The following is a 21,381-nucleotide window of genomic DNA, read 5'->3' on the forward strand; positions in this document are numbered from 1 at the left end:
CAGGATCAGTACCAGCAAGTAGCTACGATGATGCTACCCGCCAGTAATAAGAAGCAACCCCTAATAGGGCATCTGTGACTCAGTCCTCGTGCGGGCTCAGTACTCTTGCGGGCATGTACGGCTACGACCAGAGCCCGGGCGCCCAGCAGCAGTACGCCCCGCCCGGGGCACAGCCGCCGCCGCAGCAGCAGATGCCGGGCGGCGCGCAAGGGTACGCACAGCAGCCTCCGCTCTACCCCGAGCCGTCGCCCCCGTCCCTCGCGGACGCGGTGCGGGCCTTCACCACGGGCTCGATGTCCGCCGAGGACTTCCAGCAGGCCTTCGCCACCTCGAAGGTCTACTGCCCGCGCGGGGACAACCCCGGCTTCCTCGCCCTGCACAACACCCAGCAGCCGGTCATCCCGATGTTCACCTCCCTCAAGGAGCTGCGCAGGTACGCGGGCAAGGAGTCCAAGTACTTCGTGATCACGGGCGCGGAGGTCATCGATCTGCTCCCCACCGGTTACGGCTTCGTCCTCGACATGGAGGGCGAGCACCGCATGGTCTTCGACGCCAAGGCCGTCGAACAGATGGTCGACTTCGCGATGCGTCGGATGTACGGCTAGACGCCATTGCTGCGCAGACGGCTAGCCGCCGGCCGCAGGATCAGGGGCCACTCAGGACGCCCGGAGGGAATTCCCTCCGGGCGTTCCGCGTTCCCGGTGGCAAGAAGTTCTACGTTCAACTAAAGTGGACGTACGAAGAAGGAGGCACGGTCACGTACCTGATCGACGGGACCTTCGTGCACCAGGACTCGAACGGCGGCGGCGGCACCATCCAGAACGGCGACACCCAGTGGATGACCGCCGGCAGCGGCCTCCTGCACATCGAGGCGCCCCCGGAGTCCCTCGTCCAGTCCGGCGGCCTCTTCCACGGCCTCCAGCTGTGGGTGAACCTGCCCGCGCGGGACAAGATGATGGACCCCCGCTACCAGGACATCCGCGGCGGAAACGTCCAGCTGCTCACCTCCCCCGACGGCGGCGCGCTCCTGCGCGTCATCGCCGGTGAGCTCGACGGCCACCAGGGACCCGGCGTCACGCACACGCCGATCACCATGATCCACGCGACGGTGCGCCCCGGCGCCGAGGTCACGCTGCCCTGGCGCGAGGACTTCAACGGCCTCGCGTACGTCCTCGCCGGGCGCGGCACGGTCGGTACCGAGCGCCGCCCGGTGCACATGGGCCAGACGGCGGTCTTCGGCGCGGGCTCGTCGCTGACCGTGCGCGCGGACGAGAAGCAGGACGGGCACACCCCCGACCTGGAGGTCGTCCTGCTCGGCGGGCAGCCCATCCGGGAGCCGATGGCGCACTACGGACCGTTCGTGATGAACAGTCAGGCCGAGCTCCAGCAGGCGTTCGAGGACTTCCAGAAGGGCCTGCTCGGCACGGTCCCGGCCGTGCACGGCATGTAAGTCACCTGCGGGCAGCCGTACATGCAGCCGTACATAACGTGCGGGGCCGATGGGCCCGTGCTCGGGTAGGAGGGGTGAGCACCCTTCTGCCCGAGCCCGCACGCCGTACCGCCGCCTGGTGCGTGGTCCTCCTGCTCGTCGCGGGCGTGGCCGCCGTGGCGATCTGGCTCTTCGTCACCTTCAAGGCGGCCGCGACGCCGGTGCTGCTCGCCCTGCTCGGCACGGCACTCCTCGGGCCCGTCTACCGCTGGCTCCTGAAGATGAAGGTGCAGCGCTCGCTGGCCGCGGGGCTCACCTGCGCGGCCGTCGTCGCGGTCGTCGGCGGCGCGGTGTACATCGTGGTCAGGGCCCTGATGGACACCGGCGACCAGATCATCGCCTCCCTGAAGCAGGCCGCGACCGACCTGTCCGATCACTTCGGCGCGGCGGGGACCTCCCTCGACGACATGGCGTCCAACGCCAAGGAGCTGCTCGGCAAGTTCGGCGGTTCCGCGGCGTCCGGAGTGCTCAGCGGGCTCAGCGTCGTCGGCGAGATGACCGCCATGGCCGTACTCGCGCTGCTGCTCGTCTTCTTCTTCCTGCGCGACTCCGACCGGGCCATGCGCTCCATGCGCGCGCTCGCCCCGCGCGGCACCGCCGACATCGTCGAAGCCATGGGCCGGCGCGCCTTCGAGGCCGTCGAGGGCTTCATGCGCGGGACCACGTTCATCGCGCTGATCGACGCCGTCTGCATCACCATCGGGTTGCTGATCCTCCGGGTGCCGGGGGCGTGGGGGCTCGGCGCGCTCGTGTTCATCGGCGCCTACATCCCCTATCTGGGTGCCTTCATCTCCGGTGCCGTCGCCGTCCTCGTCGCGCTCGCCGACCGCGGGTTCGTCATCGCCCTGTGGGCGCTCGGCGTGGTCCTCGCGGTGCAGGTCCTCGAAGGGCACGTGCTCCAGCCCGTGATCCAGTCGCGGACCGTCCAGATGCATCCGGCGGTCGTCATGCTGGCGATCGCCGCAGGGGCGTCCGTGGCGGGGATCTTGGGCATGCTGCTCGCGGTGCCGGTGACGGCCGCCGTGTTCGGGGTCTTCTCGGAGCTCAGGGAGCGCTATCCGGAGGGCTTGGCCGGGTCGGGCCCGCCCCGGTCGGGCACCTCGTCGGGCGCGTCCGCCGAAGGCCCCGCGTCACCCGCGTCACCCTCGTCGCCCGCGGCACCCTCGTAGAGCGCGAACCAGATGCTCTTGCCCTCGCCCCTCGGCTCCACGCCCCACTCGTCGGCGAGCAGCTCCATCAGGACGAGCCCGCGTCCCGACGACGCCAGCTCGCCGGGATGGCGCTTGTGCGGCAGGTCGTCGCTGCCGTCCGACACCTCGGCCCGCAGCCTGCGCTCGCCCGGCTCCCCGGTGACCTCGGCGACGAGAAGGGCGTCGCCGTCCGTGTGCACGAGTACGTTCGTGATCATCTCGGAGACCATCAGGACCGCCGAATCGACCTGATCCGCGACCGCCCAGTCGTGCAGCAGCTCCCGCACGTGCCGCCGCGCCCCCGCGATGCGCTCCGGCTCGGCCTGCGCGACCGTGAGGACGGTGCGGCGGGCGGGCGTGCGGTGTGCGGGGTGGCCGGATCTGCGAAGGAGCAGGACCGCTATGTCGTCCTCGCGGCGGTCCACGAGGGCGCCTGTCGTGTAGTGCGACGAGGGCCCGTGCACGGCCTGTACGAGGGTGTCGGCGAGCTCTTCGAGGCCGTCGTCGCCGTCGCCGCCGTGCTCCTCCAGGATCTGGCGGATGCGCTTCCAGCCGCTGTCCAGGTCGTGGCCGCCGGTCTCGATGAGGCCGTCGGTGCAGACCAGCATCGTCTCGCCGGGCTCCAGGACCAGGCGGGTCGTGGGGTAGTCCGCGTCCGGGTCGATGCCGAGCGGCAGGCCGCCCGCCGTGGGGCGCAGCAGGACCGTTCCGTCACTCATCCGTATCGCGGGCTCGGGGTGACCCGCGCGGGCGATCTCCAGTACGCCGGTGGCCGGGTCCGCCTCCACGTAGAGGCAGGTCGCGAAGCGCGGGTCGGAGACGTGGCCCCCGTGGTCGCCGTCCGACCCGATCGCGATGCCGTCCGAGATCCCGGCCAGGAAGCGCGTGGCGCGGGAGAGGACGGCGTCGGGGCGGTGGCCCTCGGAGGCGTAGGCGCGCAGGGCGATCCGCAGCTGCCCCATCAGGCCCGCGGCCCGTACGTCGTGGCCCTGGACGTCGCCGATGACGAAGGCGATACGGCCGCTCGGCAGCGGGATCATGTCGTACCAGTCGCCGCCCACCTGGAGTCCGCCGCCCGTCGGCACATACCGCGCGGCCACGTTCATCCCCGGGATGCGCGGCCCGAGCAGCGGCAGCATCGAGCGTTGCAGGCCCTCCGTGAGCTCCCGCTCCGACTCGGCGACCCCGGCCCGCGACAGGGCCTGGGCCAGCATCCGGGCGACCGTCGTCAGGACGGAGCGCTCGTCCGGCGTGAACGAGACGGGGTAGGCGAAGGCGGCCAGCCAGGCGCCCATCGTGCGGCCTGCGACCGTCAGCGGCAGGAATGCCCATGACTGCCGGTCGAAGGGCTGGGCCAGCGGCCAGGTGGCGGGGTAGCGGCGGTGGTACTCCTCGGGCGAGGAGAGATAGACCGCGCGGCCCGTGCGCACCACCTCGGCGGCCGGGTAGTCCGTGTCGAGCGGCATCGCGGAGAAGGGCACGTCGTCGCCGGGCTGGTGGCCGTAATGCCCGATGATCTTCAGCCGGTCGCCCTCGACGCCGAAGACCCCGAGCCCGTCCGGCGAGAACCCCGGCATGGAGAGCCCGCTGGCGACGCGCAGCACCTCCTCGGTCGACCGCGCCTCGGCAAGCGCGCGCCCCGCGTCGAGCAGGAACGCCTCGCGGGAGCGCCGCCAGTCACCGGTGACCGGGGTGCGTGCGGCGGCGCCCGGCGGGGGCTCGGTGACCTCTTGCAGGGTGCCGATGAGCTCGTACGACTGGGTGGCCTCGTCCACGATCGGCTTGGAGCGGCTGCGGACGATGCGGATGACCCGGCCCTGGTCGTTCATGATCCGCAGGCGGGCCTCGGCCAGGGTGCCCTCGGCGACGGCGAGCTGGACGATGCCGTCGATCTCGTTCCAGTCGACGGGGTGGAAGCGGGAGCGCACGCCCGCCTCGGTGAGGGCCTGGGCGCGCGGAGGAAGCCCGAGGAGCCGGGCCGCCTCGGCGTCGAGCGTGACGGTGCCGGCCGCGTTGTCCCAGCGCCAGAGGCCGGTCGCGATGGCGGCGAGGACGTCCCTTACGGGAGGCAGGGGATCGTCCCCCGCCGGCTGCAGGGGATCGTCGGTGCGCATTGACCCACTTTAGGAAGATCGGTGGACAAGTCGCCACCGCCGGGGGCGGCGGGCATCGGTGCGGGAGGTGCGGCGGAGTGCGGGCAGAGGGTGAGCGGGGAGTAATCCGGAAAGCGATCTTCGCCCGGACGGTAGCCTTGGGGCCTGTCTGCTCTCTCCCCTATACGCGAAGACTGGATGAACGAAGATGCATCGGTACAGGTCCCACACCTGCGGCGAGCTCCGCGCCTCTGACGTCGGCTCCGACGTCCGGCTGAGCGGCTGGCTGCACAATCGCCGAGACCTGGGCGGCATCCTCTTCATCGATCTGCGCGACCACTACGGGATCACGCAGCTGGTGGCCCGCCCCGGCACGTCCGCCGCCGAGACGCTCGACAAGCTCTCCAAGGAGACGGTCGTCCGCATCGACGGCAAGGTCGTCTCGCGCGGCGCGGAGAACGTGAACCCCGAGCTTCCCACCGGCGAGATCGAGATCGAGGCCGCCGAGGTCGAGGTGCTCGGCACCGCCCAGCAGATCCCGTTCACGATCAACGCGGACGACGGCGTGAACGAAGAGCGACGCCTTGAGTACCGCTTCCTGGACCTGCGCCGCGAGCGCATGCACCGCAACATCATGCTGCGGTCCTCGGTCATCGCCTCGATCCGCTCGAAGATGGTGGCCCTCGGCTTCAACGAGATGGCGACGCCGATCCTCGCCGCGACGTCCCCCGAGGGCGCCCGCGACTTCGTCGTGCCGTCCCGCCTGAACCCGGGCAAGTTCTACGCCCTGCCGCAGGCCCCGCAGCAGTTCAAGCAGCTGCTCATGATCTCGGGCTTCGACCGCTACTTCCAGATCGCGCCGTGCTTCCGCGACGAGGACGCGCGCGCGGACCGCTCGCCGGGCGAGTTCTACCAGCTCGACGTCGAGATGAGCTTCGTGGAGCAGGAAGACGTCTTCCAGCCCATCGAGAAGCTGATGACGGAGATCTTCACGGAGTACGGCGGCGGCCGCGAGGTCACGTCCCCGTTCCCCCGCATCCCGTTCCGCGAGTCGATGCTGAAGTACGGCAACGACAAGCCCGACCTGCGAGCGAAGCTGGAGCTCGTCGACATCACCGACGTGTTCGAGGGGTCGGAGTTCAAGGCGTTCGCGGGCAAGCACGTGCGTGCCCTGCCGGTGCCGGACACGGCGTCGCAGTCCCGCAAGTTCTTCGACGGCCTCGGTGACTACGCGGTCGAGCAGGGCGCGAAGGGCCTTGCCTGGGTGCGTGTGGCCGAGGACGGCTCGCTGACCGGCCCGATCGCGAAGTTCCTGACGGAGGCGAACGTCGAGGAGCTCACGAAGCGTCTGGGTCTGGAGGCGGGCCACGCGGTCTTCTTCGGGGCGGGCGAGTTCGACGAGGTCTCGAAGATCATGAGCGCGGTGCGGGTAGAGGCCGCGAAGCGCGCCGGGCACTTCGAAGAAGGCGTCTTCCGCTTCTGCTGGATCGTCGACTTCCCGATGTACGAGAAGGACGAGGAGACCGGCAAGATCGACTTCTCCCACAACCCCTTCTCGATGCCGCAGGGCGGCATGAAGGACCTGGAGGAGAAGGACCCGCTCGACATCCTCGCCTGGCAGTACGACATCGTCTGCAACGGCATCGAGCTGTCCTCCGGCGCCATCCGCAACCACGAGCCCGAGGTCATGCTCAAGGCCTTCGCGATCGCGGGCTACGAAGCCGTGACGGTGGAGCGGGAGTTCGCGGGCATGCTCCGCGCCTTCCGCCTCGGCGCCCCGCCGCACGGCGGCATCGCGCCGGGCGTCGACCGCATCGTCATGCTCCTCGCGGACGAGCCGAACATCCGCGAGACGATCGCGTTCCCGCTGAACGGCAACGCCCAGGACCTGATGATGGGCGCGCCGTCTGAGCTTGAGGAGAGCCGCCTGCGCGAGCTGAACATCCAGCTCCGCAAGCCGGTCGCCTCCGGCAAGGGCGAGGAGAAGTAGCCCTAAGAGCTGGCAGGTCGAGGGCCCGGAACCTTTCGGTTCCGGGCCCTCGGCGTCATCAGTCCTTCTCCGGGGCGAACAGGTCTTCCTCGTCGGTAACCGTGATGGCCCGATCGCGCCAGGGGGCGAGGGTGTCGAGGTCGGTGCAGGTGGTGATGCGTTCGCGGGCGTCGTCCGGGAGCTGGTGCGAGCTCACCGAAGCGGCGTGAACGTTTCGTCCGCATTCGAAAGAGTCCTGCACATCCTCCGCCAACGCCTCGCCCCCCGTACTTCATGGACGCGGCAGCTCAGCTGCAGTCCATGCGAACGCTCTTTCGTAAGGTGGAGGGAGTTTCCCTGGACCCCGCGCGCTCCCGGGATTACATCCACCGCATGGCGAAGGAGCTGTGACACGTGATCCAGTGGCAGAAGTCGTCATTCTCCAGTGGTAGCGACGGCAGTAACTGCGTGGAACTAGCCGTCAGTAACGCCGAGTTGATGCTCCGCGAGAGCGATGACCCCACCCGAATACTGGCCCTCACCCGCGACAACCTCGCCGCCCTGTTGCGGCAGGCCAACGCCGCTGGACTGCGCCCGCAGGCGTAACTCACCGGTCGGGCGGGGGCTTCGATGGGCCTGCGGTGGTGTTGGTACCGGGGCCGCCCGGTAGTCCCGAGGTTGGCGGTTCCGGGCCGGGTGTAAAGGGCGCTCCTGCGTCGCGTCGGCTGCGCCGATTGCGCTGCGCTTCACCCTTGACTCCCGTCCCTCCACCGCGCGAGGGAAGACGACCGGACGGCCCGGGGACGGGACTCTCGACCAGGCGCCGTGGGGTGGGGCGGTCGTCGTGTCGGCTGCGGACTGGTTCGTCGGGGGTGGCCGCCGTCAGCGGGTGAGGGGTGCGCGGCTGCTCCGGAGAGGGGCGCCGGTCTCGTCAAGCGGCTGCCGGCCGGATCTTCCGGGGTGACCGTCACGGGCAGGGTGCGTGTGCGCCGCTACCGGCAGTCCATGGAGGCGGGAGGCGCCTCGCCACGAGCGGCCGAGCGCCGCGAAGGGCGGGTCGGAGAGAGGATTGCAGGAAAGTCTCACGACACGCCGCGTGGGAGGCAGGAGCGGTGGGATTTTCTTGCGACTCACGCGTGCGGCGCGGCACCTACTGCGGCGAAGTTGTGTTCCTGCAGAAGGGGGCGCGCGCGGTGTGCGACGCGCCTCCTTGGAATTGCCCCCGGAGCAGCCGCGCGCCACTACCCGTGACGGCGCCCTCGACGAGCCAGTCCGCACCTGGCCCGGAGCCGCCAACCTCGGGACGACCGGGCGGCCCCGGTGCCAGATCGGGTCGCCCATGGATCTGCGGGTGCCCGTCATGTCCAGCGAGCGCGCCGCCGCCGGTCGCCGTCAGGCCGCAGGGGCCTCCTTTCCCAGCAGCTCCACGATGCTGGAGAAGCTGTCCTTGGCGTGTCCCGCCTCCATGCCGCGGCGGAACAGATCCGCCACCGCGGACGGCAGTGCGGCGTCGACGCCGGCGTCGGTGTGCGTCTCCACGACGTGTTCCATGCTGGCCAGGCCCATGGCCAGGCGGTCCACGTCGCCCTCGTGGTTGCCCGCGTCGATGCGGGCCGCGTAGAAGGACAGGAACTCCGGCATGCCGGTCATGTTCTGTGAGGCGTACGGGAGGATGTCCGTCGCCGAGAGGCCGTTGGCGTCGGCGAGGGCGATCGCGTACCAGTAGCTGGAGATGCTCGTCCAGAAGATGACCATGTTGAGCTGGTACATCAGCGCCGCGAGGCCCGCGTCCTCACCCCGGTAGTCCGACTCGGCCGTCAGCACCTCAAGGGTCGCGCGGTGCTTGTCGTACGCCTCGCGCGGGCCGCTGTAGAACGTCGACGAGCCGGGCTTGCCGATGCCGGATGGCGGGACGAGTACGCCGCCCGTGAGATGGGCGGCTCCGTGCCCGGCGGCCCAGGCCGCGGCCTCGCGGGCCTTCTTCGGGGTGTCCGAGCTCAGGTTGACGATCACCCGGCCGGAAAGGGCCGCTGCCGCCGGTTCGAGGACGTCGTACATCGCGGTGTAGTCCGTGAGGCTCAGGATCACCAGCTCATTGGCGGCGACAGCCTCCTCGGGGGTGGCGGCGAGGATCGCGCCGCGCGCCACCAGGTCGTCCGCGCGGGACGCGGTGCGGTTCCAGAGGGTGACCCGGTGGCCTCTGGCGAGCAGGGCCGTCGCCATCGCGTGGCCCATGGGGCCCAGGCCGATGAGGGTGACGGGGGTGCCGGGGGTGACGGGAGTGGGGGTGGCGGAGGGGGCAGGCATGGGTGTTCTCCTTGGGTGGCAGCGCTAGAACGAACGCTCTATCTAGAGCGTGGGGAGAACATAGCACGCCGCTGGAACGAACGCTCTAATTAGTCACCGGGTATGCTGCCTGCATGGCTCAGATGGCTCAGACGACCCCGACCCCCGGCCCCGGCGCAGACACGGGCGCGAACACGGGCACAGGCGCGACGACGGGCGGGGGCGCGACGACCGGCACCCGCGATCGCATCGTCGTCGCCGCGGCGCGGCTGTTGCAGCGTCAGGGGTACGTCGGTACCGGCATCAAGCAGATCGCGAAGGACGCGCAGGCCACCCTCGGCTCCGTTTACCACTTCTTCCCCGGCGGGAAGGAAGCCGTCGCGGTGGCCGCGATCGCCTATAGCGGCGAGGAGTTTGCGGTCCTGCTGCGCGAGGCGCTGAGCAGCGTCGAGGACCCCGGCGCCGCGATCGAGGCCTGCACGGCCGAACTCGCCACGGGCCTGCGGGAGTCCGGCTGGATCGACGGCTGCCCCGTCACCGCCGCGGCCCTGGAGACGCTGGGCACGGAGTCGGAGATCCAGCGGGCGTGCGCCGCCGCGCTGGGGGGCTGGGAGCGTCTGGTGGAGGAGAAGCTGCTCGGCGCCGGCTTCGACGCGGCGGACGCGCGCGAGCTGGCGACCACCGTGATCAGCGCCCTTGAGGGCGCGGAGGTGACCGCCCAGGTCAACCGCACCGAGGAACCGCTGCGGATGGTGGGGCGTCAGATGGCGCGGCTCATCGGGACGTACGGGAACGAAGGGGCACGCGACGCCGGAACGGCGGCTGCCGGGCGGTAGTTCAGAGGGCCGGCGAGTGTTCCGACGCCGATGCGGACGTGGCCTCTGCCCACTCCGCGACGAGCTTCTCGTACTCGAGGTGTTGCTCGGGGCGGAGATATCCGCCGGTACGCAGCCAGAGCGCGCGTATCTCCTCGTTCACCTCGGCCGCTGGGCGCGGCCGGTCGGGGGTGTCGGGAGTCGTGGTCATACAGTGAAGCGTACGTACGAAGCTGTGAAGACGGCGTGAGTTTTGGTCGAATGTGATCGGTATCGCTATTTGACCCGCATGAATCAGCCAAGTTGGGCAAGAAGAAAGGGCCCGCGAGGTCAATCGCGAGCCCTTTCAGAGCAGTTCGGCTCGGTCGGCCTGACCGTTGAAGACTGCTTACCATCGTTTACGGCCGGTTACGGCCGTTTACGACTGCTTCGGCTCCTCCAGGCGCGGGAACAGCACCGCACCCTTCGTCACGGTCGCACCGACCGGCAGCTGACCCCACGTGCCCGCGTCCTGCACCCGCTGCTCGGCCAGCGCGCCGAGCGCGGCCTCGGCGCCGAGCGAGTCCCACAGCTTCTGCGAGGTCTCCGGCATGACGGAGTTGAGGAGGACCGCCACCGCGCGCAGCGATTCCGCCGCCGTGTAGAGGATCGTCGCCAGGCGGGCCTTGCCCTCCGGGGACTCGTCCTTGGCCACCTTCCACGGCTCCTGCTCCGTGATGTAGCCGTTGACCTGCTTGACGAAGGCGAAGACCGCCAGGATGCCGGCCTGGAAGTCCAGCTCCTCGCCGATCTTCAGATCGGCCGTCTCGACCGCCTTGGCCAGGCCCTCCTGGACGGCCCGCTCGGCCTCGCCCACCGCAGTCGCCTCGGGCAGCGCGCCGCCGAAGTACTTGCCGACCATGGCGGCCACGCGCGACGCGAGGTTTCCGTAGTCGTTCGCCAGCTCGCTCGTGTAGCGGGCGGCGAAGTCCTCCCACGAGAACGAGCCGTCCTGGCCGAAGGCGATGGCACGCAGGAAGTACCAGCGGTACGCGTCGACACCGAAGTGAGAGGTGAGGTCCTGCGGCTTGATGCCCGTCAGGTTCGACTTCGACATCTTCTCGCCGCCGACCATCAGCCAGCCGTTCGCCGCGACCCGGCCCGGCAGCGGCAGACCCTGCGCCATCAGCATCGCGGGCCAGATCACCGCGTGGAAGCGGAGGATGTCCTTGCCGACCAGATGGACGTCGGCGGGGAAAGTTGTCTTGAACTTCTCCTCGTCCGCTCCATAACCGACAGCCGTGGCGTAATTGAGGAGGGCGTCGACCCAGACGTAGATCACGTGCTTGTCGTCCCACGGGACCTTGACGCCCCAGTCGAACGTCGAGCGGGAGATCGACAGGTCCTGAAGGCCCTGCTTGACGAAGTTCACGACTTCGTTGCGCGCCGACTCGGGCTGGATGAAGCCGGGGTTCGCCTCGTAGTGGGCGAGGAGCTTGGGCCCGTACTCGCTCAGCTTGAAGAAGTAGTTCTCCTCCTTGAGGAGCTCCACCGGCTTCTTGTGGATGGGACAGAGCTTCTGCCCCTCGAACTCGCTCCCGGCCTCGCCGTCGATCAGGTCTCCGGGGAGCTTGTACTCCTCGCAGCCCACGCAGTACGGGCCCTCGTAGCCGCCCTTGTAGATCTCGCCCTTCTCGTAGAGATCCTGGACGAACTCCTGCACGCGGTCCGTGTGGCGCTTCTCCGTCGTACGGATGAAGTCGTCGTTCGCGATGTTCAGGTGCTCCCAGAGAGGCCGCCAGGCCTCGTCCACGAGCTTGTCGCACCACTCCTGGGGCGTGACGTCGTTCGCCTCGGCAGTGCGCATGATCTTCTGACCGTGCTCGTCCGTGCCGGTGAGGTACCACACCTTCTCGCCGCGCTGACGGTGCCAGCGCGTGAGCACGTCCCCTGCAACGGTCGTGTAGGCGTGGCCCAGGTGAGGAGCGTCGTTGACGTAGTAAATGGGGGTCGACACGTAAAACGCCTTTGCGCCTTCGCTCGTCCCCTGCTTCTCGGATCCAGTGGCCGCCATGGTCGAAATCCTAACGGCCCCGGAGCGGGCGATTCACCTCGATTCCAGGGGGTGGACCCCGAAGGGCCCACCCCTCGGGGTTACGGGCGCCAGGCCGACAGCAGGCCCTCGTACAGTTCCGCGTCCGTGAGCTCGCGGGGGGTGGGGCCCGCGTGGAAGAACGCGGCGTTCTCCGCCTTCAGCTTGCGGAGGTAGTCGAAGCCCTTCGCGTCGTGCTCGCCGAACGCGACGAACTGGAAGAAGAGGGGGTGCTCGGCCGCGTCCGCGAGGGCCTGGTTGGCGGGGCCCTTCGCGTCCGGGGCGCCGTCCGTCTGGAACACGACGAGGGCGGGGCTGCCCTTGTGCTCCGACTTCTCGTAGTGGGACACGACCTCTTCGATCGCTACGTGGTAGCTGGTGCGGCCCATCCGGCCCGCCTCCGAGTGCAGCTCGTCGACACGGCCCTCGTGGCGGGGGAGCGTGAGGGTGCCGGTGCCGTCGATGTCGGTGGAGAAGAAGACGACGTGGACGGTGGCCTCGGGGTCCGTGTGGGCGGCCAGGGCCAGGACCTGCTCGCCCAGGCTCTGGGCGGAGCCGTCCTTGTAGTACGAGCGCATGGACCCGGAGCGGTCGAGCACGAGGTACACGGGGGCGCGGACGCCGGTGAGGCCCTTCTTCTGCAGGGCTGCGCCTGCGGCCTTGTACGCCGTGACGAGGCCGGGGGCGCGGTTCTTCAGCTTGGTGGGGGAGATTGCAGGCTTTTTGCTGGCGGGGGCGCCTTGTGCGTCTCCGGCGCGGGGGGTTTCCGGCTTGGCCGGTGCGGTGGGTGCTTCTGCTTCTTGATCGGCGCCCGGCGTTTCCGGCTCGGCCGGGGCGGTGGGTGCGTCTGCTTCTTGATCGGCGCGGGGCGTTTCTGGCTCGGCCGGGGCGGTGGGTGCTTCTGCTTCTTGATCGGCGCCCGGCGTTTCTGGCTCGGCCGGGGCGGTGGGTGCTTCTGCTTCTTGATCGGCGCCCGGCGTTTCCGGCTCCGCCGGGGGCGCGGATGCTTGCGCTGCTTCATCGGCGCCCGGCGTCGAGGGCTGTGCCCACCCGTCCCGCCCAGCGGGACGACTGCCCACAGCGGCGGGCGGCTCGTCCTGAGCGTCCTCGGGCGAGGTGGTGGCGGCGGCGGGCTCCTCGGCGGGGGTGGGGGCGTCCTGTGCGGGCCCGGGCGAGGACGTGGTGGCGGTGGGCTTCTCGGCTTCGGCTTCGGGTTCGGTTGCCGGGGCGGGCTCTGTGGGGGTGTGTTGTTGTGGGGATTCGTCCCGCTGGGCGATGGGGGTCCCCCCGCTCGAACGGAGTTGAGAGTGGGGGAGGGTGGGCACAACTGACGGTTCCGTGTCAGCGGCGTCGGCAGTAGCCGGGTCGGGGGTGGCAGCCTCCGGCTCAGGCTCCGGGTCGGGGGTGGCGGGCTTGGGCTCGGGCTTCGGGGCGGCGGCCTCCGGCTCAGGTTCCGACTCCGGGGTGGCGGGCTCGGGCTTCGGGGTCGCAGCCTCCGGCTCAGCTTCCGGCTTCGGGGCCGCGGGCTCCGGGGAGCGTTCCGGGGAGGAGAGGTCCGGTTCGGGGGAAGGGGACGGGACCGTGACGCGGTCGCGGTCGAACGCCGCGGCGACAAGATCGTCCACCGCCGAAGGCGAGGGCTCGGACGCCGGCCCCGGCACAACCGGCTTGGACTCAGCCACCGGAGGCACCCGCTCGGACGACGGCCCCGGCACCTTCGCGGAGCCGGAGGAGGAGGGGGAGCCGGAGGCAGAGGGGGAGGCGGTAGCGGCGGCCTCCGGGGTCTCCCCGTTCTCCGGGGGCCCCGAGGCCTCCGCCGTCTCCGGGGCCACCGCCTCAGGCTCCGAAGCCTGGCCCCCCTTGCGTGACGACCGTCCGAACGCGTTCCGCAGGACACTCAGAATGCCCATGGGTGCACCCCTTCGCGTGAGTTGATTCCCGATAACCCCTGGCCAGGGCGGACACGTAAGGTTAGCCGCCGCAATAGGCGATCTTGGTGAGGGTCGCCCAACCGTCACCCTCGCCGCGCACCCGCACATCCCCCGCACGCCAACTGCCCGTTGTGCGCCCTCGGTTCACCTGCCGTTCATTCTCAGGCCGTCGCCCTGCCGACCTCCGCGCCTAGCGTCACGGCGGAATCAAGCCACGCCCGAGCCAGGCCGTGCAACGCCACACAACGGAGGAACCGTGCGCAAGCTGCTGCCGATCATCACCTCGCACCAGGGGAGCGGCAACCGTTCCGCTCTGACCTGCCGGTTCCGTTGTGGTGATGCCTGCTTCCACGAGGTGCCCAACACCAGCGACAACGAGTACGTCGGCGACGTCATAGCGGGCGCGCTCAGCCGCCGCTCGATGATGCGGGCCGCCGCGGTCGTGACCGTGGCGACCGCCGCGGGCAGCGCCGTCGTCGCGGGCCCGGCCGCCCCGGAGGCCGCCGCCGCGCCGCAGAAATCGGCGTCGCACAAGAGCAAAAAGGGGGCGCGCGGGCTCCGCTTCACGCCCGTCGCGCCCAACACCGCCGACACCGTCACCGTCCCGGACGGCTACGCCCAGAACGTCGTCATCCGCTGGGGCGAGCCCATCCTCCGCGGCGCCCCCGCCTTCGACCCGGCCAAGCAGACCGCGAAGGCGCAGGCAGGACAGTTCGGCTACAACAACGACTTCCTGAGCCTTCTGCCGCTGCCCCGTGAGCGCGGGCGCCAGGTCCTCGTGGCCAACCACGAGTACACCGACGAGATCCTGATGTTCAAGGGGTACGACGCCGAGAAGCCGACCCGCGAGCAGGTCGAGATCGCCTGGGCCGCCCACGGCCTCTCTGTCGTGGTCGTCGAGGAGGAGCGCAGGAGCGGCAAGCTGACCGCCGTCAGCCGCCACCAGCTCAACCGCCGCCTCACCGCCACCAGCGAGTTCCGGCTCACCGGACCCGCCGCGGGCAGCGAGTACGTCCGCACGAAGGCCGACCCGCGCGGCACCAAGGTCCTGGGCACGCTCAACAACTGCGCCGGCGGCACCACCCCGTGGGGCACGACCCTGCACGGCGAGGAGAACTTCAACCAGTACTTCGCCAACGCGGAGAAGGTCACCGAGCCCACCGCCGCCGCCCGCCTCAAGCGCTACGGCGTCATCGGCGCCGCCTCCGAGCGCAAGTGGGAGCGGTTCGACGACCGCTTCGACCTCGCCAAGGAGCCCAACGAGGCCAACCGCTTCGGCTGGGTCGTCGAACTCGATCCGTACGACCCCGACTCGACCCCGCGCAAGCGCACCGCGCTCGGCCGCTTCAAGCACGAGGCCGCGCAGCCGCGCCTCACGCGCGACGGCCGCCCCGTGGTCTACATGGGCGACGACGAGAAGTTCGACTACTTCTACAAGTTCGTCAGCAGCAAGCGCGTCGCCAAGGGGAAGTCGCGGGCCGCGCACGAGCACAACCTCACGCTGCTCGACGAGGGCACGCTGTACGTCGCCAAGCTGACCGGCGACTCCCCGGCGGCCGACATCGACGGCACCGGCAAGCTGCCCGCCGACGGTGAGTTCGACGGCAGCGGCGTCTGGATCCCGCTCGCCACCGCGGGCCCCAAGGGTCACGCCGTCTCGCACGTCGAGGGCATGACCGCCGAGGAGGTGTACGTCTTCACGCGCCAGGCCGGTGACAAGGTCGGCGCCACGAAGATGGACCGCCCCGAGGACGTCGAGCCGTCGCCGCACACCGGCAAGGTCTATGTCGCGCTCACGAACAACTCCGACCGCGGCAAGGCGGGCAAGGCCGGAGCCGACGAGGCCAACCCGCGCAACCTCAACAAGCACGGCCAGGTCCTTGAGCTGACCGAGCGCCTGGGCCGGGCCGAGTCGACGTCCTTCGCCTGGTCGCTCTTCCTCGTCGCGGGCGACCCCGAGGACCCGGCCACGTACTTCGCGGGCTTCCCGAAGGACAAGGTCAGCCCGATCTCATGCCCCGACAACGTCGCCTTCGACCCGCACGGCAACCTGTGGCTCTCGACGGACGGCAACCAACTCGGTTCGCACGACGGCCTGTTCGGTGTCGCCACCAGGGGTGAGCGGCGCGGCGAGCTCAAGCAGTTCCTGACCATGCCGAACGGCGCGGAGACCTGCGGCCCGATCATCCAGGACAACCGCGTGCTCGTCTCCGTGCAGCACCCCGGCGAGATCGACGGCGCGTCGGTCGAGAAGCCGGCGAGCGCGTGGCCCGACGGCCCCGGCAAGATCGTCCGGCCGTCGGTCGTGTCCGTCTGGCGCAAGGACGGCCGCGACATCGGCGTCTGAGGGCGGGACACAGGCGGGGCGCCCCTCTTCGCGGGGGGTGCCCCGTCGTCGTCGGGTGCCCCGTCGTCGTCGTACCGCCGCTTCCGTGAGGCCAGTCGCACCGCTCGCGGCGGTACTGTGCGCGGCGCCGGGATCAGGCCGCCGCCGTCCGGCCCGCGAGCCACGCCCGGTACGCGGGTGACTGCCGTGCCGCCTCCCAGTACGAGGCCTCCAGATCCCCGTAGACCGCGTCGAGCTCGCCTTCCGTACGGGCCGCCACCAGCAGCCGTACGCCGAGCGGATCGCCGTGCAGCGGACGGACCACCATGTCGGGGCGGGCGTGCGAGGTGGGCTGGCAGACCGTGACGACCTCGCCGGTGGCGACCAGGGACGCCGCGGTGAGGTAGTCGCCGTGCAGCACGCGCGGGCTGAGCCCGGCCTCGCGGAGCACCCGGAGCAGGCCGTCCCACTCGCCGTCCACGGTCGGGTCCACCATCCACCGGTCGGCGGCGAGGTCGGTGAGACGGACGACGGGCTGCGCCGCCGCCGGGTGATCGGCGGCGAGGAAGACGAACTGCGGCTCACGCTCGACCAGGACCCGCCGCCGCAGCCCTTCCGGCATCCGCAGCGGACTCCCCTCCACCTCGTGCACGAACGCCACGTCGAGCTGCCCGCCCGCGACCATGCGGAGCAGCGCGTTCGCGGAGACGTCCATCTGGAGCGAGGTCTCGGTGGTGGCGGGCAGCCGCACGCGCAGCCGGCGCAGCCAGCCCGGTATGGCACGGCTCGCCGTGGAGCCGATGCGCAGCTGCGGGCCCTCGGCGGCGTGGGCGGCGGCTGCCTTGGTCTCGCTGATCAGCGCCCGCATCTCGCTGACCAGGGGGCGGGCGCGGCTGAGGGTGATGCGGCCGAGCGGTGTCGGGCGGCAGCCGGTGCGCTCGCGGGCGAAGAGCTGGCCGCCGATCTCCTGCTCGATGCGGCGCAGCTGGGTCGTCAACGAGGGCTGGCTCATGCCGAGTTGACGTGCCGCCTTGTGCAGACTGCCGGTGTCGGCGATGGCGCACAGCGCGCGGAGGTGTCTCACCTCGAGCTCCATGGCTGTGAGCGTAGAGCGGCGACGGGCGCCGCACCAGACTCACAAACCCCACGTGAACCACCTGAGTTGGGCATGCGGCGAAGAGCGCGGAAGGTTGGCGGGCGGAGGGTGATAGCCCCGCGCTATCGCCACTTGCCATCATCCCCGGACGCCCCGGGCTCCCCGACACTCCCGGTACCGAACCGTTCACCTTTCACGGAACGAGTAGGGAGCCCCCCACATGAGCAAGCGTTACCTGTCCGCCGCAGCCGTCCTCGGCCTCGCCGCCGCCGGCCTCGGCACGACCACCGCGACGGCCGCGACCCCCACCGCGCCGTCCACCACCGCCACGTACGCCAACTACGCGGGGTCCGGCGAGGAGGCCGCGGCCAACAAGGCGTTCTTCGACGCCGTCCTGAAGTCGGTCGCCGAGAAGCGCGCCGCCAACCCCGGCACGAAGCAGGTCACGGTGGTGTACGACGCCTCCGGTGCCCCGACCTTCGCGCAGCAGATAGCCAGCAGTACCTCCATCTGGAACAGCGCCGTCTCCAACGTGAAGCTCCAGGCGGGCAGCAGCGGTGCGAACTTCGAGTACCGCGAGGGCAACGACCCGCGTGGCTCGTACGCGAGCACGGACGGCCACGGCAGCGGGTACATCTTCCTGGACTACGCGCAGAACGAGCAGTACGACTCGACACGTGTGACGGCGCACGAGACGGGCCACGTACTCGGCCTTCCCGACCACTACGAGGGGCCGTGCAGCGAGCTGATGTCGGGCGGCGGCCCCGGCACCTCGTGCACCAACTCGCAGCCGGACGCGAACGAGCGGGCCAAGGTGGACCAGCTGTGGGCCAACGGACTCGCGAAGGCGCTGGACAAGCTGGACAGAATGGAGAAGGTCGGCTGATCTCCGGCTCGGGCTCCGGCCCTTCGCCATCAGTCATCAGTCATCAGTAGTTACTGTGCCCATCAGCGCGCTCGCTCGGCGCTGATGGGCACAGTGCCGCACGCGGCTACGGCTACGGCTACGACTTCTCGTGCGTGTAGTACCGGTAGAACATCACCGCGAACACCCCGGCCGCCACCGCGAGCGCCATGCCCACGGACCGCAGGACGGTCGCGTCGGTCAGGCTGTACAGATAACCGAACGCGATTCCGGCGAAGGCCGCCCAGGCAGCCGCCCGCAGCTCGCGCGGCAGACCGGGCGCGATCATGCGCAGGCCCATGAAGACCGCGGCGACGACGACCGCGCAGACGATGCCGTGCAGGACGTTGCCGCCGGTGATGGGACCCGCGTCGCGCGAGATCGCCGCGGCCCAGTAGCCGTAGACGAGGCCGAGGAGCACGGCGGCCGTCCCGATCCTCGTGACGGCGGAGCCGCCGAACACGTGCGGTATCGCTGCTGATGAGGTGGGTGCCACATGAGCCATGACGGTTCCTCCAGACACTTTCGCCCCCGGACTTCAGTTCAGTGGTGGCGGTTGTGGCCGCCCTGGCAGGTGTCCCAGCACGGCTTGTACTCCTGGCACGGGTCCGACGACGCGCAACCCGGCACGTGCTGCCCGCCGACATCCACGTACGCGGCGCTTGCCCAGCCCCGCACTCCGCCCAGCCAGTACCAGGTCGTATCGCCCCAGACGCTCGAACCCCGCGTCCGGCACTCCACGCGGTCCTGGCTCTCCGCGGGGAGCTTCGCGACGATCGGGGCGCCGGTGGAGGGCGCGTCCCGGATCTTCAGGTCGTGGGGAGCGACGATCGTCCCCCAGATGACCTCTTGATCGTTGTGCGCGGGCTGCGCGGGCTGCGCGGGCTGCGCGGGCTGCGCGGGCTGCGCGGGCTGCGCGGGCTGCGCGGGCTGCGCGGGCTGCGCGGGCTGCGCGGGCTGCGCGGGATACGTGGGTGGCGCCGCGGCTGACGCCGGGGCGGTGCCTCCGAGGGACAGGGCGCCCGCGGTCAGGAGCGCGGTGGCGAGACTTCCCAGGGCGGCCCGTGTCTTGGTCCGGGCCGGAGTGGTCCGCATGATCGACCTCCTCTTTCCCCCATCCCCCTCCACCCCTCCTCCTCACATCCAGCAAACACCCGTTCGGGCGAACGCTCCACCGGACGATGAGTTTGCGCCCCGGGGACGGTCTGCCCTCGTAACGGACCACTGACGTGGAGAGGGCGTACGACATGAACAGCGTGGCCATCGAGACCGCGGGCCTGGTGAAGACCTTCGGGGCGAACCGCGCCGTCGACGGCGTGGACCTCACCATCCCGGCCGGCACGGTCTACGGCCTGCTCGGGCCGAACGGCGCGGGCAAGACCACCACCGTGAAGATGCTCGCCACCCTGCTGCGCCCGGACGGCGGCGAGGCCCACGTCTTCGGCCACGACGTCGTGCGCGAGGCCGACGCCGTACGCAGCAGGGTCAGCCTGACCGGGCAGTACGCCTCGGTCGACGAGGACCTGACGGGCACCGAGAACCTGGTGCTCCTCGCCCGCCTCACCGGCCACGGCAAGAAGGCGGCGTACGGCCGGGCGGCACAGCTCCTCGACGCCTTCGGCCTGAGCGACGCCGCCGCCCGCCAGGTGAAGAACTACTCCGGCGGCATGCGCCGCCGCATCGACATCGCCGCATCCATCCTCAACACCCCTGAACTGCTCTTTCTCGACGAACCGACGACCGGCCTCGACCCGCGCAGCCGCAACCAGGTCTGGGACATCGTCCGCGCGGTCGTCGCGCACGGCACGACCGTCCTGCTGACCACGCAGTATCTGGACGAGGCCGACCACCTCGCGTCCCGCATCGCCGTCATCGACGACGGCAGGGTCATCGCCGAGGGCACCAAGGGCGAGCTGAAGGCATCGGTCGGCGCCGGCTCGGTGCACGTACGGCTCCGGGACGCGGGGCAGCGGGCGGACGCCGCGCAGGTGCTGCGCGTCGCGCTCGACGCGGAGGTCAAGACCGAAGCCGATCCGGTCGCCCTCACCGCCCGCGTAGGCAACGGCGAAGGCGGCGACAGCGGCGAGCGCGACGACAAGGGCGCCGCCGAGAAGGCCGCGCGCGCCCTGGCCGAACTGGCCCGCGCGGGAATCACCGTCGACAACTTCTCCCTGGGCCAGCCCAGCCTGGACGAGGTGTTCCTGGCCCTCACGGGCGCCCCCACCCATGACGCGAAGGACACGGCGCACGCCGCCGGGACAGCGCACGCCGCCGAGAAGGAAGAGGCGCAGGCATGAGCACCGCGACCACCCCCACCGAGGACCGGGACCTGGCGCCCGTCAGCACCGAGTCCCTCGCCGAACTGCTCATCGCCGGTGACCGGCCCCCGCGCCCCAGCGCGCTCGCCGCGTCCCTGACGTTCGGCTGGCGGGCCATGCTCAAGATCAAGCACGTGCCGGAGCAGCTCTTCGACGTGACGGCGTTCCCGATCATGATGGTGCTGATGTACACGTACCTCTTCGGGGGCGCGCTCGCCGGATCGCCGGGCGAGTACATCCAGTACCTGCTGCCCGGCATCCTCGTGATGTCCGTCGTCATGATCACGATGTACACGGGCGTCTCGGTCAACACCGACATCGAGAAGGGTGTCTTCGACCGTTTCCGCACGCTGCCGATCTGGCGCCCGTCGGTGATGGTCGGCTACCTCCTGGGCGACGCCCTGCGCTACGCGATCGCGTCCGTGGTCATGCTGACGGTCGGCATCATCCTGGGCTTCCGCCCGGACGGCGGCGTCCTCGGCGTACTGGGCGGCGTACTGCTCCTGCTGGTCTTCTCCTTCGCCTTCTCCTGGGTGTGGACGATGTTCGGTCTGCTGCTGCGCACCGAGAAGTCCGTGATGGGGGTCAGCATGATGGTGATCTTCCCGCTGACGTTCCTCAGCGACATCTTCGTGAAGCCGGAGACGATGCCGGGCTGGCTCCAGGCCTTCGTCAACAACAACCCCATCACGCATCTCGCGTCGGCCGTCCGCGAACTGATGGCGGGCACGGGCCCCGGCTCGTCCCTCGTGTGGGCGCTCGGCTGGGTGGTGCTGCTCGTGGCGGTGTTCGGCCCGGTGACGATGCGCCTGTACAACCGCAAGTAGGAGCTTCTTGCCCCATCTGTACGTACCCCGGTCGCGCTCCGCGTGACCGGGGTTTCTCGTGAGTGG

At 70.3% G+C, this 21,381-nt stretch carries 19 protein-coding genes and 1 pseudogene; 11 read left to right on the forward strand and 9 right to left on the reverse strand.

The window, feature by feature from the left end:
• Positions 1-113 precede the first annotated feature (113 nt).
• The 3 genes from IE226_RS22285 to IE226_RS22295 all read left to right on the forward strand — a co-directional run bounded on the left by IE226_RS22285 (position 114) and on the right by IE226_RS22295 (position 2,658).
• A complete protein-coding gene (locus tag IE226_RS22285; protein ID WP_190083071.1) occupies positions 114-605 on the forward strand; it encodes an SseB family protein in 492 nt (163 codons plus the stop codon).
• 5 nt (positions 606-610) lie between these two features.
• Positions 611-1,450, forward strand: a complete 840-nt coding sequence (locus tag IE226_RS22290) for a pirin family protein (RefSeq protein WP_268251290.1) — start codon at positions 611-613, stop codon at positions 1,448-1,450.
• A 74-nt stretch (positions 1,451-1,524) separates the two neighbouring features.
• Positions 1,525-2,658: an AI-2E family transporter gene (locus IE226_RS22295; RefSeq protein ID WP_190083072.1), complete on the forward strand. Its 1,134-nt coding sequence runs from the start codon at positions 1,525-1,527 to the stop codon at positions 2,656-2,658.
• Here IE226_RS22295 and IE226_RS22300 read toward each other — a convergent pair.
• Entirely contained in the window at positions 2,544-4,793 is a 2,250-nt protein-coding gene (locus IE226_RS22300) for a SpoIIE family protein phosphatase (protein ID WP_190083073.1), read from the reverse strand. The two genes, IE226_RS22295 and IE226_RS22300, sit on opposite strands and share 115 nt — an antisense overlap.
• Positions 4,794-4,980: 187 nt before the next feature.
• On the opposite strand from IE226_RS22300, the gene aspS reads away from it, so the two are divergent.
• Complete coding sequence (gene aspS / locus IE226_RS22305) at positions 4,981-6,762, forward strand: aspartate--tRNA ligase (RefSeq protein ID WP_190083074.1); 1,782 nt, start codon at positions 4,981-4,983, stop codon at positions 6,760-6,762.
• 58 nt (positions 6,763-6,820) lie between these two features.
• Here aspS and IE226_RS22310 read toward each other — a convergent pair whose 3' ends face one another.
• Complete coding sequence (locus IE226_RS22310) at positions 6,821-6,958, reverse strand: hypothetical protein (protein WP_190083075.1); 138 nt, start codon at positions 6,956-6,958, stop codon at positions 6,821-6,823.
• Between the two features lie 74 nt (positions 6,959-7,032).
• Here IE226_RS22310 and IE226_RS44185 point away from each other — a divergent pair.
• Positions 7,033-7,152: pseudogene (locus IE226_RS44185) on the forward strand (transcriptional regulator); the annotation flags it as partial.
• Positions 7,153-7,155: 3 nt separating this feature from the next.
• Positions 7,156-7,347 carry a DUF397 domain-containing protein gene (locus IE226_RS22315; RefSeq protein WP_190083076.1) on the forward strand — a complete coding sequence of 64 codons (192 nt, stop codon included), beginning with the start codon at positions 7,156-7,158 and terminating at the stop codon, positions 7,345-7,347.
• Positions 7,348-8,133: 786 nt separating this feature from the next.
• Here IE226_RS22315 and IE226_RS22320 read toward each other — a convergent pair.
• Positions 8,134-9,048: an NAD(P)-dependent oxidoreductase gene (locus IE226_RS22320; protein WP_190083077.1), complete on the reverse strand. Its 915-nt coding sequence runs from the start codon at positions 9,046-9,048 to the stop codon at positions 8,134-8,136.
• A 113-nt stretch (positions 9,049-9,161) separates the two neighbouring features.
• On the opposite strand from IE226_RS22320, the gene IE226_RS22325 reads away from it, so the two are divergent.
• The gene (locus tag IE226_RS22325; RefSeq protein WP_229871421.1) at positions 9,162-9,863 is read left to right on the forward strand and encodes a TetR/AcrR family transcriptional regulator; all 702 of its coding nucleotides are present in this window, start codon (positions 9,162-9,164) and stop codon (positions 9,861-9,863) included.
• Position 9,864: 1 nt separating this feature from the next.
• On the opposite strand, the gene IE226_RS22330 is transcribed toward IE226_RS22325, so the two are convergent.
• From IE226_RS22330 to IE226_RS22340, 3 genes are all read right to left on the reverse strand, one after another.
• Positions 9,865-10,053, reverse strand: a complete 189-nt coding sequence (locus IE226_RS22330) for a hypothetical protein (protein ID WP_190083078.1) — start codon at positions 10,051-10,053, stop codon at positions 9,865-9,867.
• Between the two features lie 207 nt (positions 10,054-10,260).
• A complete protein-coding gene (gene metG / locus IE226_RS22335; RefSeq protein ID WP_190083079.1) occupies positions 10,261-11,895 on the reverse strand; it encodes a methionine--tRNA ligase in 1,635 nt (544 codons plus the stop codon).
• Positions 11,896-11,975: 80 nt separating this feature from the next.
• Entirely contained in the window at positions 11,976-13,745 is a 1,770-nt protein-coding gene (locus IE226_RS22340; RefSeq protein WP_308429515.1) for a VWA domain-containing protein, read from the reverse strand.
• A 355-nt stretch (positions 13,746-14,100) separates the two neighbouring features.
• Between IE226_RS22340 and IE226_RS22345 the strand changes: the two genes are divergently transcribed.
• Positions 14,101-16,191 (forward strand): PhoX family protein, encoded by a 2,091-nt coding sequence (locus IE226_RS22345; protein WP_190083081.1) that lies wholly within the window; start codon positions 14,101-14,103, stop codon positions 16,189-16,191.
• A 133-nt stretch (positions 16,192-16,324) separates the two neighbouring features.
• On the opposite strand, the gene IE226_RS22350 is transcribed toward IE226_RS22345, so the two are convergent.
• The gene (locus tag IE226_RS22350) at positions 16,325-17,266 is read right to left on the reverse strand and encodes a LysR family transcriptional regulator (protein WP_190083082.1); all 942 of its coding nucleotides are present in this window, start codon (positions 17,264-17,266) and stop codon (positions 16,325-16,327) included.
• Between the two features lie 220 nt (positions 17,267-17,486).
• On the opposite strand from IE226_RS22350, the gene snpA reads away from it, so the two are divergent.
• Entirely contained in the window at positions 17,487-18,152 is a 666-nt protein-coding gene (snpA, locus tag IE226_RS22355) for a snapalysin (protein WP_190083083.1), read from the forward strand.
• 118 nt (positions 18,153-18,270) lie between these two features.
• On the opposite strand, the gene IE226_RS45095 is transcribed toward snpA, so the two are convergent.
• On the reverse strand, positions 18,271-18,675 hold the full coding sequence (locus IE226_RS45095; RefSeq protein ID WP_308429516.1) for a hypothetical protein: 405 nt from the start codon (positions 18,673-18,675) through the stop codon (positions 18,271-18,273).
• A gap of 38 nt (positions 18,676-18,713) precedes the next feature.
• Positions 18,714-19,265, reverse strand: a complete 552-nt coding sequence (locus tag IE226_RS22365) for an SH3 domain-containing protein (protein WP_190083084.1) — start codon at positions 19,263-19,265, stop codon at positions 18,714-18,716.
• 152 nt (positions 19,266-19,417) lie between these two features.
• Here IE226_RS22365 and IE226_RS22370 point away from each other — a divergent pair, with 152 nt between their 5' ends.
• Positions 19,418-20,467, forward strand: coding sequence for an ATP-binding cassette domain-containing protein (locus IE226_RS22370; RefSeq protein ID WP_190083085.1), 1,050 nt, complete (start codon positions 19,418-19,420; stop codon positions 20,465-20,467).
• Entirely contained in the window at positions 20,464-21,315 is an 852-nt protein-coding gene (locus IE226_RS22375) for an ABC transporter permease (protein ID WP_190083086.1), read from the forward strand. Before IE226_RS22370 ends, IE226_RS22375 begins: the two co-directional genes overlap by 4 nt.
• The last annotated feature ends 66 nt before the right edge of the window (positions 21,316-21,381 follow it).

The organism is Streptomyces longisporoflavus (assembly GCF_014649775.1).
GTDB classification, from domain to species: domain Bacteria; phylum Actinomycetota; class Actinomycetes; order Streptomycetales; family Streptomycetaceae; genus Streptomyces; species Streptomyces longisporoflavus.